This window comes from Mycobacterium sp., assembly GCF_035640695.1.
GTDB lineage: Bacteria > Actinomycetota > Actinomycetes > Mycobacteriales > Mycobacteriaceae > Mycobacterium.
Genome location: NZ_DASQVQ010000084.1, coordinates 1 through 12,616, shown reverse-complemented (window position 1 = coordinate 12,616; position 12,616 = coordinate 1). Strand labels below are relative to the sequence as shown.

12 protein-coding genes and 1 pseudogene are annotated in these 12,616 nt (G+C 67.3%); 4 read left to right on the top strand and 9 right to left on the bottom strand.

Annotated elements, in window-relative coordinates:
- Positions 1-12 precede the first annotated feature (12 nt).
- The gene (locus VE759_RS10010) at positions 13-717 is read right to left on the bottom strand and encodes a DUF2334 domain-containing protein (protein WP_324931147.1); all 705 of its coding nucleotides are present in this window, start codon (positions 715-717) and stop codon (positions 13-15) included.
- A 135-nt stretch (positions 718-852) separates the two neighbouring features.
- Between VE759_RS10010 and VE759_RS10005 the strand changes: the two genes are divergently transcribed.
- Positions 853-2,472, top strand: a complete 1,620-nt coding sequence (locus VE759_RS10005; RefSeq protein ID WP_414687874.1) for a DHA2 family efflux MFS transporter permease subunit — start codon at positions 853-855, stop codon at positions 2,470-2,472.
- Positions 2,473-2,475: 3 nt separating this feature from the next.
- Here VE759_RS10005 and VE759_RS10000 read toward each other — a convergent pair whose 3' ends face one another.
- Positions 2,476-3,039, bottom strand: coding sequence for a TetR/AcrR family transcriptional regulator (locus VE759_RS10000; protein WP_324931144.1), 564 nt, complete (start codon positions 3,037-3,039; stop codon positions 2,476-2,478).
- An 82-nt stretch (positions 3,040-3,121) separates the two neighbouring features.
- On the opposite strand from VE759_RS10000, the gene VE759_RS09995 reads away from it, so the two are divergent.
- Positions 3,122-3,571 (top strand): DoxX family protein, encoded by a 450-nt coding sequence (locus VE759_RS09995; protein WP_324931141.1) that lies wholly within the window; start codon positions 3,122-3,124, stop codon positions 3,569-3,571.
- Here the strand turns inward: VE759_RS09995 and VE759_RS09990 are convergent.
- A complete protein-coding gene (locus VE759_RS09990) occupies positions 3,530-5,635 on the bottom strand; it encodes a S9 family peptidase (protein WP_324931138.1) in 2,106 nt (701 codons plus the stop codon). The two genes, VE759_RS09995 and VE759_RS09990, sit on opposite strands and share 42 nt — an antisense overlap.
- On the bottom strand, positions 5,632-6,519 hold the full coding sequence (locus VE759_RS09985) for a phosphoribosylaminoimidazolesuccinocarboxamide synthase (RefSeq protein WP_324931135.1): 888 nt from the start codon (positions 6,517-6,519) through the stop codon (positions 5,632-5,634). The genes VE759_RS09990 and VE759_RS09985 overlap by 4 nt, the downstream gene beginning before the upstream one ends.
- Before the next feature lie 78 nt (positions 6,520-6,597).
- Between VE759_RS09985 and VE759_RS09980 the strand changes: the two genes are divergently transcribed.
- On the top strand, positions 6,598-7,227 hold the full coding sequence (locus tag VE759_RS09980; protein WP_324931132.1) for a hypothetical protein: 630 nt from the start codon (positions 6,598-6,600) through the stop codon (positions 7,225-7,227).
- Between the two features lie 26 nt (positions 7,228-7,253).
- Here VE759_RS09980 and VE759_RS09975 read toward each other — a convergent pair whose 3' ends face one another.
- From VE759_RS09975 to VE759_RS09965, 3 genes are all read right to left on the bottom strand, one after another.
- The gene (locus VE759_RS09975; protein WP_324931129.1) at positions 7,254-7,595 is read right to left on the bottom strand and encodes an Lsr2 family protein; all 342 of its coding nucleotides are present in this window, start codon (positions 7,593-7,595) and stop codon (positions 7,254-7,256) included.
- 197 nt (positions 7,596-7,792) lie between these two features.
- Complete coding sequence (gene purB / locus VE759_RS09970) at positions 7,793-9,208, bottom strand: adenylosuccinate lyase (RefSeq protein WP_324931126.1); 1,416 nt, start codon at positions 9,206-9,208, stop codon at positions 7,793-7,795.
- 32 nt (positions 9,209-9,240) lie between these two features.
- Positions 9,241-9,843, bottom strand: coding sequence for a TetR/AcrR family transcriptional regulator (locus VE759_RS09965; RefSeq protein WP_324931124.1), 603 nt, complete (start codon positions 9,841-9,843; stop codon positions 9,241-9,243).
- Between the two features lie 68 nt (positions 9,844-9,911).
- Between VE759_RS09965 and VE759_RS09960 the strand changes: the two genes are divergently transcribed.
- On the top strand, positions 9,912-10,823 hold the full coding sequence (locus VE759_RS09960; protein ID WP_324931122.1) for an alpha/beta hydrolase: 912 nt from the start codon (positions 9,912-9,914) through the stop codon (positions 10,821-10,823).
- Here the strand turns inward: VE759_RS09960 and purD are convergent.
- Together purD and VE759_RS09950 are read right to left on the bottom strand one after the other, a co-directional pair.
- On the bottom strand, positions 10,820-12,091 hold the full coding sequence (gene purD / locus VE759_RS09955) for a phosphoribosylamine--glycine ligase (protein ID WP_324931119.1): 1,272 nt from the start codon (positions 12,089-12,091) through the stop codon (positions 10,820-10,822). The genes VE759_RS09960 and purD overlap by 4 nt on opposite strands.
- Positions 12,092-12,190: 99 nt before the next feature.
- Positions 12,191-12,616, bottom strand: a pseudogene (locus VE759_RS09950) (glycosyl transferase); the annotation flags it as partial.

Genomic DNA, 12,616 nt, shown 5'->3' with positions numbered 1-12,616 from the left:
CCAGGCTGGGTGCTAGGCCGCGTCGAGGAGTACCGGCTGGTCCGGCCACCGGTAAACCGTCGGCGTGGCCCGGTGCATCAGCGCCAGATCGATCGCGTCGACGATCGCCTGGCGCGGGCCCGATCGCCGCAGCTGCTTGGCGGTGATGGCCAGCCGGACAATGCCGCCCCGGCGGGCCGTCCGCTCAGCAGACAGCACCAGCGTGCGGCACCACCACGGCTCGGTGATGAAGCCGCCCCCGATGCCAAGGACCCGCGCCCGCACCGTCGTCTGGCGGACCAGGTCCGTCACTCCGTCCATCGCGGCGAGCAGGCGGAAACCGTTGCGCGGCAATGCCGCAACCGTCCCCGGCGATGCCAGCCATCCCGGCGGTGCAAACAGCCGACTGCGCAACCCCACGTGTTCGAGCACGCGATCGGCGGCCATCAGCCGCAGGTTGGCCTCGTGGGCGGGCAGCGTCGCGAACTCCGGCCGGCGTTTCTTGGTCGCCGCCTGGTCGTAACCGTGCAGCAGGATCGCGTCCCCGCGATCGCGCCTGCCGCGCAGCCAGTCCGCGGTGGCCGCGTCGGCGTGCAGCCGGTAGCCACCGCTCAGCCGCGGCGCCACCAGGAACGACACCGGGACGCTACGCGAATCAAGCAGTGCGCAGAACTCGGCGACCTCATCCGCGGTGCGGTCACTGACCCCGGAAACCGAGACAATCAGTTGTCCAAGCACACCAATATTCTCGCGACGCCTGATGGCCTGGCCGTGTCGAACACGCTGACGAAAGGTTGCGATTTGGCTATCAGGGACTGTGCACTGCCCACAATTAGCTTGGCCGCCTAGCTAATTTTTCGTACTCTAGCTCGCGTGGTCCATCGCGCTGTAGACCCAAAGCCAGGCGGCGCCGTCCCCAACCAAAGCGACCCGCCCGCCGGCGAATACCCCGACCGTCTCGACGCCGACCTGCTGAAGATCGCAGCAGTCTGCGTGCTCGCCACGGTGATGGCAATCCTCGACACCACCGTTGTCAGCGTCGCTCAACGCACATTCATCAGGGAGTTCGGCACAACCCAGGCCGTCGTCGCATGGACCATGACCGGCTACACGCTGGCGCTGGCCACCGTGATCCCGTTGACCGGCTGGGCCGCCGACCGGTTCGGCACCAAACGGCTGTTCATCGGCTCGGTGCTGTTCTTCACCCTCGGTTCGCTCCTGTGCGCGATGGCGCCCAACATAACGCTGCTGGTTGCCTTCCGGGTCGTGCAGGGCCTCGGCGGCGGCATGCTGATGCCACTGACGTTCACGATCCTGACCCGCGAGGCCGGCCCGAAGCGGCTGGGCCGGCTGATGGCGGTGCTGGGCATCCCGATGCTGCTGGGCCCGATCGGCGGTCCGATCCTTGGCGGGTGGCTGATCGACTCCTACAGCTGGCAGTGGATCTTCCTGATCAACCTTCCGATCGGATTCCTCGCCGTGGTCCTCGCTGTGGTGATCTTTCCCACGGACGAGGCGCATCCCGCCGAGAAGTTCGACTTCACCGGCATGCTGCTGCTCTCGCCCGGCCTCGCGACGTTCCTCTACGGGGTGTCGTCGATACCCGGCCGCGGCACCGCCTCCGACCGGCACGTGTGGATCCCGGCGTCGATCGGGCTGGCGTTGATCATCGGGTTCGTGCTCCACGCACTGTTCCGCGCCGGTCACCCGCTGATCGATCTGCGGCTGTTCAAGAACCGCGTCCTCACACTGGCCAACACCACGATGTTTCTGTTCGCGATCGCGTTCTTCGGCGCGGGGTTGCTGTTCCCGAGTTATTTTCAGCAGCTGCTCGGCCAGACGCCGATGCAGTCCGGCGTTCATTTGATCCCGCAGGGCTTGGGCGCGATGCTGACCATGCCGATCGGCGGCCGGCTCATGGACAAGCGCGGCCCCGGCTACGTGGTGCTCGTCGGTATCACGCTGATCGCCGCCGGCATGGCCACCTTCGCCTACGGGGTCCACCAGCACGACGCCTACCTGCCGGTGCTGCTCGTCGGGTTGGCGGTCATGGGCATGGGCATGGGCTGCACGATGATGCCGGTGTCGGGTTCGGCGGTACAGAGCCTGCCGCCGCACCAGGTGGCGCGCGCCTCGACGCTGATCAACGTCAACCAGCAGGTCGCCGGCTCGATCGGCACCGCGCTGATGTCGGTGATTCTGACCAGCCAGTTCAACCGCAGCGAATACGTCTCAGCCGCAAACAAGGCCGCCGCGCTACAGCAGGAAGCCGCCAAGAACGGCGTCCCGCCGGACCCGACGAGGCTGCCCCCGCAGGTGCTGGCGCCGAACTTCACGGAGCACTTGACCAGCGACCTGTCGCACGCCTACACCGTCGTGTTCGTCGTCGCGGTGTGTTTGGTGGTGTCGACGCTGATACCCGCGGTGTTCCTGCCCAAGAAGCCGGCCACCACGTCGTCGGCTGCCCCGGCGGCGCCCGTGCTCGCGCACTAGAAGCTAGCCCTCGAACAACATCCGCGCGATCCGCTCCACCGTCGGCTCTGGATCGGACCGCGCAACGTCGGACGGCACGGCGCCGTTCAACCACAACATCGCAAATCCGTGCACCAGCGACCACGCCGCCAGTTCGGCACCGGCCGGATCGGCCGCGGCGTGTGGGTCGTCCAAAGTCCTCACCCCTTGCGCCAATTCGGCGCCGGCGGCCGCCTGTGCGGCAACGAGTTCCGGATCGCCGGAATCAACGAGCGAGCGGTCGAACATCACCGCGTAGTGCCCGGGATGGTCGATCGCGAACCGAACGTAGGCCGCAGCGGCGTCGATGAAGTTCGGCCGCGCATCGGTCAGCGCCTCGGCCAGCAGCCGGAAGCCTTCGGCGGCAAGGGCGGTGAACAACCCGCGCCGGTCGGTGAAGTGGTGCGCTGGCGCGGCGTGGGACACCCCGGAATGCCGCGCGAGCTGCCGCAGCGACACCGCGTCGGCACCTTGCTCGGCCACCAGCTTGGCCGCCCCCGACAGAATCTCCGCGCGCAGGTCGCCGTGGTGATAGGAACCTCGCCGCATTTTTTTATTTTAACGGAACATCTTGACAGTGGCTAGATCCGTCCCTATTGTCATCTTGTCACTGTCTAGATTGGAGCTGGTAATGGCCGTCATCCTCACCCTCGTCCTGGGCACCCTGGGTGCGCGCGTTGTCGGCCGGCTGGGCGTCGACTACGTCGACAGCTGGCCCAAGGCGATCGCGGTGGGCTTGGCGGCGATGTTCCTGCTAACCGGGGCGGCGCACTTCCTCAACCCGTTGCGGCGCGACATGATCGCGATCGTGCCGCCGCGGCTGCCCCGGCCCGCCCTGCTGGTCACCATCACCGGCGTGCTTGAGCTGGCAGGCGCGATCGGACTGCTGATCCCGGCCACCCGGGTCGCCGCGGCCGTCTGTCTGTTTCTGCTGATGCTGGTGATGTTCCCGGCGAACGTCCATGCGGCCCGGATGCCCTACCCGCCGAAGTCGATGAACTCGCGGCTACCGGTGCGAAGTGTGTTGGAGGTCGTGTACCTAGGCGCGGCCGTCGCCGTTGGCCTTGGCGGCATCCAGTAACCACGCGTACTGGAACGCGGTCTCCCTCCAGCGTTCGTAGCGTCCGCTGATGCCACCATGGCCGGCGCTCATCTGGGTCTTCAGCAGCACCGGATGAGCGTCGGTCTTGGTGTATCGCAGTGCCGCTACCCATTTGGCCGGTTCGACGTAGAGGACTCGAGTGTCGTGCAGCGACGTCATCGCCAGGATCTGCGGATATTGCTTGGCCTCGACGTTCTCATACGGCGAATACGACTTCATGTAGAAATAGACGTCCTTGTCGCGCAGGGGGTTTCCCCACTCGTCCCATTCGGTGACGGTGAGCGGCAGCGACGGATCGAGGATCGTGGTGAGCGGGTCGACGAACGGCACCTGGGCCAGGATGCCGGCGAACAACTCGGGTGCGAGGTTGGCCACCGCGCCCACCAGCAGCCCGCCCGCGCTGCCGCCGAGCGCCACCATGTTCTCCGGCCGGGTGACGCCGGTGTCGACCAGATGCGTTGCCACCGCGACGAAATCGATGAACGTGTTCTTTTTCTCCAGCAGCTTGCCGTGCTCGTACCACAGCCTGCCCAGCTCGCCGCCACCGCGCACATGCGCAATCACGAACACCATGCCGCGGTCCAGCAGCGACAACCGCGCGATGGAAAACCGCGGATCCTCGCACAACTCGTAGGCGCCGTAGCCGTACACCAGTGCCGGTGCCGGGAACCGAAGGTCGGCGCGGTGAATGATCGACACCGGGACGCGGGCGCCGTCACCCGCGACCGCCCAATCGCGTCGCTCGACATAGTCCTCGCGCCGGTAGCCGCCGAGCACCGGCTGTTCCTTGAGCAGCGTGAGTTGCCCGGTGGCGAGCTCCATGTCGTACACGCGGACCGGCGTCAGGAACGACGTGGCCCCGATCCGCAGCACCGGGGAATCCCAGTTCGGGTTGCCGCCCAAGCCCGCCGACATCAGCTCGGAGTCGAACGTGACGTCACGGGCCTGCCCGTATTCGCCGTCGTCGGCGAGCGGCCAGATCTGCAGGCGCGGCAAGGCTTCGCGCCGGTGGCTGACCACCAGGTGATTGGCGAATGCGTCGACCGAGTCGATGCGAACGTCGTCGCGGTGCGGAATCAGCGTGCGCTGCGCCGACGGGTCGTTGACCGGAGCCTCCACCAGCGTGAAGTTGACGGCGCCGTCGTTGTGCAGGATCAGGAACCGGTCCTGGCCGCCGACGACGGCGTGGTCGACCGAGTATTCGATGCCATCGCGTCGTTCCAGTACGGTCGTGAACTCGGCGCGCGGATCGAGCGCATCCCCGTAGCGAACCTCGGAGGTGATCGCCGATCCCGCCGCGATCAGGATGTACCTGTCGCTGCGGGTGCGTCCGACCGCCAACCAGAACCGCTCGTCGGGTTCGTGGTAGACCCGGTCGGCGGGCTGGCCGGAACCGAGCCGGTGTCGCCAGACGGTGTCGGGCCGCCAGGCGTCGTCGAGCGTGGTGTAGTACACGGTGCGGCTGTCGGCCGCCCACGTCACTCCCGCACCGATTCCGGTGATCGCGTCGGGGTATGTCTCGCCGGTGCGTAAGTCTTTGAACCGCAACGTGTACCGCTCGTCGCCGACGACGTCGACCGAGTAGGCCAACGCATTGCCGTCCGGGCTGACGTTGCTGGCGCCCAGCGCGAAGAAGTCGTGACCCTCGGCCTCGGCGTTCTCGTCGAGCAGCACCTGTTCGCCGGAAATCTCGGTGTCGTCGCCGAGCCGCGGGGGTGTCCAGTCGTCGGGTTTCATTACCGGGCAACGGCATTGCACGCCGTACTGCTTGCCTTCGAAGCTGCGTCCGTAATACCACCACTGGCCGCGGCGGATCGGCACGGTGAGATCGGTCTCCTTGGTGCGTGACTTGATCTCGTCGAAGATCTTCTGCCGCAGCGGCTCCAGGTGCGCGGTCAGCCGATCGGTGTAGGTGTTCTCGCGGTTGAGGTGCTCGATCACCTCCGCGTTGGACTTGTCGCGAAGCCACTCGTAAGGGTCGATGAACACGTCGCCGTGGTACTCGCGGCGATGTTCGACCCGCTTGGCCTCCGGTGCCGTCACGGCTTGATCCAGTCGTCGAACCGCAATCCCGAGATGCGTTCGTAGGCTTCGACATAGCGTGCCCTGGTCGCGGCGACAATGTCCGGCGGCAACGACGGTGGCGGTTCCGGGCCGTAGCGGTCCCAGCCCGATTCCGGGTCGGTGAGCCAGTTGCGCACGAACTGCTTGTCGAAGGCGGTTTGCGCGACGCCTTCCTGGTATTCGTCGGCGGGCCAGTACCGCGACGAGTCCGGCGTGAACACCTCGTCGGCAAGCACGAGATTGCCGTCGGTGTCGACCCCGAACTCAAACTTGGTGTCGGCGATGATGATGCCCCGGCTCAGCGCATGGTCGGCGCCTTGGATGTAGTTTTCCAGCGTGCGCTCGCGCAACTCGTTGGCGCGATCGGCTCCCACCAGGTCGACGACGTCGTCGAACGAGATGTTGATGTCGTGCGCGCCCTGTTCGGCCTTGGTGGCCGGCGTGAACAGCGGCCGCTCGAATCGGCTGGCCTCGACCAGCCCGGCCGGTAATTCGATCCCGCACACCTCGCCGGTCTTCTGGTAGTCGATCAGCCCGGAGCCGGTCAGATAGCCGCGAGCCACACATTCGACGGGCAGCATCTCGAGTTCTCGCACCACGAGTGCGCGGCCCAGCACCTTCTCGGGAATGCGCGGGTCGTCGGCCGGGCCCGCGAGGTGGTTGGGCGCGTCGAGATAGTCGAAGAAGAACACGCTCATCGCGGTCAGGATGCGTCCCTTGTCGGGAATCTCGCTGTCCAGGATGTAGTCGTACGCCGAGATGCGATCGGTCGCAACGAACAGCAGATGCTTGTCGTCAATGCGGTACAGCTCGCGAACCTTGCCGCTGGCCAAGTGCTGATAGTCGGACAGAGCGGGGCGCATCGGGTCAGCGTATTCCCCCGGGTCGCCGCGCTGCTCCCCGCCGGACCGAACGGCCCGGTTTGTGTTGGGATCGACGCCATGACTTCGCGATATCTGCCCTATGCCAGCACCCCGGGCCGGCTGCTCCTGCAACTGGTCAGTGACCTGGTTGTGGTGACCTGGACGACGTTGTGGGTGCTGATCGGGATCGCAGTGCATTCAGCGGTTTACACGATCGCCGAGTTCGGTCGGCAGGTGGAACACGACGCCAACGGCATTGCCCACAACCTCGACTCGGCCAGCCACCGAGCCGACAAGGTGCCGTTGATCGGCGATGCGCTCAGCAAGCCGCTGGGCGCGGCGGCCAAGGCCGCGCTCGACATGGCCGGCGCCGGCCACAATCTGAACACCACGGTGACGTGGCTAGCGGTGTTGTTGGCGCTGGCGGTGGCGGCGCCGCCGATCCTCACGATCGCGATGCCGTGGCTGTTTCTTCGGCTGAGGTTCTTCAGGCGCAAGTGGACGGTGCTCGGCCTGGCGGCGACGCCCGCCGGTGAGCAGCTGCTGGCGTTGCGGGCGTTGACGACCCGCCCGCTTCGGCGGCTTGCCGCGGTCGACATCGACCCCGTCGCCGGCTGGCGACGACAGGATGCCGCGGTGATCCGCGGCCTCGCCACGCTGGAACTGCGGTCGGCGGGCGTCCGGCGCCGACCGGCTTCCGTGCGCTAACGGCGCGCAAAACCGCCAGATGAAACTCAGGCGGATTCTTGAAACGCCGCCACCACGGTGCGCGGTATCCGGCCCCGTCTGCCGACGCCGTAGCCATTCCGAATTGCCCACTCCCGGATCACGGCGTGCTGTTCGCGGTCGAGGGGCTCCAAGTACCCGCCACCGAAACCGGAATACCTGCGTTTGCGACCGCCCACGCGACGGCCCGCCTTAATCCACGGCCGCAGTTGATCGCGCAGCCTCTTCGCGTGTTTGGCCGACAGGTCGATCTCATAGTGGACACCGTCGAGAGCGAATTTCAGCCTCTCATCGGCCAGGGACTTACCGTCGCTGTCATCGACCCACTTCACGTTGACTTTTCTCGACATATCCCATGCCCCCTTTCCCTTGTTGCGTTCTCAAAGGCCGGCGCACGACCCGGGAAGTTCGACCATCCAACAAACCGAATTACTCGGTAGGCGGCATATTACATACCCCTACTCGCAATTGATAGGGATTCAAGAACTTCGAGTATGTGGGTTATCGATGGTCGATGACTGGCTCCGGCAGAACGCCGAGAACATCGCTACAGGATCTCGCCGGGGGTGTACTTGGCCGCCTCGGGGTAGCGGTCGACAAGGTCCTGCACGGCGGTCACGACCGCGTCGACCTGGCGACCCGCCGCGCCGGTGAACGCCTGCCGGTCGGCAAGCGCGGCGTCCAGCGACGCCCGGTCGAGCGGCAGCCGCTCATCGTCGGCCAGCCGGTCCAGCAGCCGCGGCTCCTCACCCTCTCGCATCGCCAGCGCGGCCGCGACCGAATGCTCACGGATCACCTCGTGTGCGGCTTCCCGCCCCATTCCGGCGCGCACCGCCGCGATCAGGATTCGGGTTGTCGCCAAGAATGGAAGGTAGCGATTGAGCTCGCGTTCGATCACCGCCGGATACGCGCCGAACTCCTCCAGCACCGTCAGGAACGTCTCCATCTGCCCGTCGATCGCAAAGAACGCATCGGGTAGCGCGACGCGACGCACCACCGAGCAGAACACGTCACCCTCATTCCACTGCGCCCCCGCCAGTTCGGCGACCATCGACGCGTAGCCGCGCAGCACCACCTGCAGTCCGTTGACCCGCTCACAGCTGCGCGTGTTCATCTTGTGCGGCATCGCCGACGAGCCCACCTGATCCGGCGCGAAGCCCTCGGTGACCAGCTCGTGCCCGGCCATCAGCCGGATGGTGTGCGCGAGCGACGACGGGCCCGCGCCGAGTTGCACCAGCGCCGAGACGACGTCGTGATCCAACGACCGCGGATAGATCTGCCCAACGCTGGTGAGAACGGTTTCGAAACCGAGAAATTCGGCGACGAGGTCCTCGAGTTCGGCCAGCCGATCGGGCTCGCCGTCGAGCAGGTCGAGCATGTCCTGCGCGGTGCCCATCGGGCCCTTGATGCCCCGCAGCGGATAGCGATCGATCAGCTCGCGCAGCCGCGTCAACGCGACCAGCGTTTCCTGGGCCGCGGACGCGAACCGCTTGCCCAGCGTGGTTGCCTGCGCGGCGACATTGTGGCTGCGGCCCGCCATGACCAGGTCGCGGTACTGCACGGCCCGCTCGGCGAGCCGCGCGGCCACCGCGACGCCGTGTGCGTGCACGAGTTCCAGCGATAGCCGGATCTGCAGCTGCTCAACGTTTTCCGTGAGGTCCCGGCTGGTCATGCCCTTGTGCACCTGCTGATGGCCGGCCAGCGCATTGAATTCCTCGATGCGGGCCTTCACGTCGTGGCGCAGTGCCCGTTCCCGGGCGGCGATCGACGCCGGGTCGACGGTGTCCAGCACGCGCTCGTAGTCGTCGAGCGCGTTCGCCGGTACGTCGACGCCCAATGCCTCCTGGGCGCGCAGGACGGCAAGCCACAGTCGGCGCTCGGCGATGATCTTGGCCTCCGGCGACCAGATGGCGACCATCTCAGCACTGGCATACCGACTCGCCAGGACGTTGGGGATACTCACAAAAGCCAAGCTTACGGCCGTAATGCGAGGTCCTAGCCGAACGGCGCCAGCGCGTCGATCACGTCGACCAAAGTTGCTCTGGCGGAGGCCCGGGCACTGTTCCCGTCATCCACCAACGCGGCCACCACCGCACCGTCGACAGCGCAAACCAACGCCGTCACCCGATCGGTCTGCACCGAGCGACCGGATCGTTCGACCGCTTCGACGACCGCGTCTGCACGCTGCTGTCGTATGCGCCGCTGGATCGCCCGCAGCGCGGGCTGCCGGGCGCAGACGACGTAGCGCTCGTAGCGAGATATCAGCCACTCGCTGATCTGCGCTGTGGGGCAATCCCCCAACAGCAGGTCGACCAACACGTCGGCGGTCGACTCAACGCCGCGGCGACGACGCGACAGCCCGGCCAACCTCATCCGCAGCTGCTCGGCCTCCTGCTCGCCGACGTGCTCGACGGCCTTGGCGATCAGATCGTCGAGCGACGAGAAGTAGTAGGTGGTCGACGCCAGCGGCATGCCCGCCCGTCGCGCGACGGCGCGATGGCGCACCGCATCGAATCCCCGCTCGCACAGCAATTCGGCGGCGGCGCTCACCAACGCGTCCCGTCGGCGTTCACCCTTCCGGGTGACCGCGGCTGTCATGCCTAGTCATGCTGCCAGGCAGCCCGGTACTACATTGCCCTTTCGCACAAAACCTTGGCCGCACTGGCATGATGACGCGCATGCCTCAGCTCACCCGCCGCGCGCTGTTGCGCCTCGGCGCCGGTGCGGCCCTCGGAGCCGCGGGCTCCTACGCGATCGGCGGTCTGCGTGGCCCGGCAACAACGCAGGTGTCGATGACCGGAGCCGGCGCATCGCTTCCGCCGCTCGCACCGCCCACCCCACTCGAGCCGGCGCCTCCGCCCAACGCGGCGCCGACTTATCTCACCGGGTCGTTCAAATCGGCCGCCCGCGGCGGCATCGACACCAACTGGGCCATCGCCCGCCCGCCGGGACAGACCAAGGCATTGCGGCCCGTAATCGCACTGCACGGCAAGGGCGGCGACGCGGCCAAGGTGATGGCCGGCGAGGTAGAGAACGGACTGGCGCAGGCCCTCGCCGCCGGCCTGCCACCGCTCGCCGTCGTCAGCGTCGACGGCGGTGGAAGCTATTGGCACAAGCGGGCGTCCGGTGAGGACACCGGTGCGATGGTGCTCAACGAGTTGCTGCCGATGCTGGACGGCAAGGGCCTGGACACGTCGCGCGTGGCGTTCCTCGGTTGGTCGATGGGCGGATACGGGGCGCTGCTGCTCGGCGCGCACCTCGGCCCGTCCCGCACAGCGGCGATCTGCGCGGTCAGCCCGGCGTTGTGGATGTCATACGGCGCCACCGCGCCCGGTGCGTTCGACAGCGCCGACGAGTGGTCGGCCAACAATGTGTTCGGCCTGCCGCAGTTGGGGTCGATTCCGATCCGGGTGGACTGCGGTAACAGCGATCCGTTCTACTCGGCCACCAAGCAGTTCATCGCCCAGCTGCCCACCCCGCCGTCCGGCGGATTCTCCCCGGGCGGTCACGACGACGGATTCTGGAGCCAGCAGCTGCCGGCGGAGCTGATCTGGATGGCCCCGCTGCTGGTGGCCTAAACGCGGATCCGCCCCTGGGCCGCTGCGAGTGCGATGTCATGCCGAAAGTGGCTGGCCGGCAGCCGGATTGACTCGATCTTCTGGTACGCCGCCGCCCGCGCGGCGGACAAGTCGGGGCCGGTGCCCACCACCGACAGCACCCGTCCGCCGGTGGACACCAATGCGCCGTCATCGCGGCGGGCGGTTGCGGCGTGCAGGATTCCGTCCCCTTCGGCGCCGTGGATGACGTCGCCCACCCGCGGGCGACCGGGATAGTTCTCGGCCGCCAGCACCACGACGACGGCCGCGCCCGGATCCCAACGCGGCTTCGGCTGCTCGGCCAGCGCGCCGGTCGCGGTCGCTTGCAGCAGCTGCCCGAGCGGCGAGTCCAACAGCGCGAGCACGGCCTGCGTCTCGGGATCGCCGAAGCGGCAATTGAATTCGACCACTGCCGGACCCGATGAGGTGATCGCCAGTCCTGCGTAAAGCACACCGTTGAACGGCGACCCACGCCGAACCAGTTCCGACGCAACGGGTTCAATGATTTCGGAGACGATCTGCGCGGTTAGCTCGTCGGGCAACCACGGCAGCGGCGCATATGCGCCCATGCCGCCGGTGTTCGGACCAGCGTCGCCGTCGCCGACACGTTTGAAGTCCTGGGCCGGCAGCAGCGGCACCACGGTTTCGCCGTCGACCACGCACAACAGCGACACTTCGGGCCCGTCGAGGTAGGACTCCAGCAGCACGAGATGTCCGGCGTCCAGCAATCCGGCCGCGTGGGCCCGTGCGGCTGCCCGATCCGGTGTGACGATGACTCCCTTGCCCGCGGCCAGCCCGTCGTCCTTGACCACCCAGGCCGCATCGGCAGTGTGGTTGGGGCCGAATCGGTCCAGCGCGGCGTCGAGGTGCGCCGGGTTGTCGACGATCTCGCTGCGGGCGGTGCGGACGCCGACGGCGGCCATCACGTCCTTGGCGAAGGCCTTCGAGCCCTCGATACGGGCTGCCTCCGCCGACGGTCCGAAGCATGCGATACCGGCCGCGCGCACCGCGTCGGCGACGCCGAGCACCAACGGAACCTCGGGGCCGATTACGACCAGATCCGCGCCCACGCTGGCGGCCAGCTTGGCCACCGCTTCACCGGAGGTGATGTCGAGGTCGTGCTGCTCGGCCACGGCCGCGGTGCCGGCGTTGCCGGGCGCGGCGATCAGCCCGTCGACCTCGGGGTCGCGCCGCAACGCCATCACCAGCGCATGCTCACGACCACCGGAGCCGATCACCAGGACGCGCACAACTGCCACCCTAATGGGGGTCCAGTTTGCCTGCTTCCCGTTTCACTTTGCGGCGGTGTAGGTGGTGGCCCGAGACGGAACCCGCCGCGTCGCGGTCGATCACACGGTCAGGTCATATAGCGTCACGTTGCCGAACTTCAGCGGCGTGAAATTGCGTTCCACCCACTGCTGGATCAGGCCGCTGTTGTTCAGGTGCACCGACGGATCGTTCTCGGAGAGATCGTCGTTCGCGCCGACGACGATGAAATAGTGGATCTTGCCTGCGACGACCATGCGCTCGAATTGGGGTTGCGGCGGGGACGGATCCGATCCGTTGAAGCCGCCGACCGACATGACCGGATGCCCCGAGGCGAGCTGATATCCGGAGGCGCAACTGGATCCGATGGTGGCCGCCACCCAGGTGTAGGAGTCGGCGTCGGCGGTGAGCCGGTCGACGACGGCCTGCTCGGGTTTACCGGCATCCAGTAGGTTGCAGCCGCCAAGGCCGCCGGGCACCCACGGCGGCGCGCCGCCGACCCGCGCACC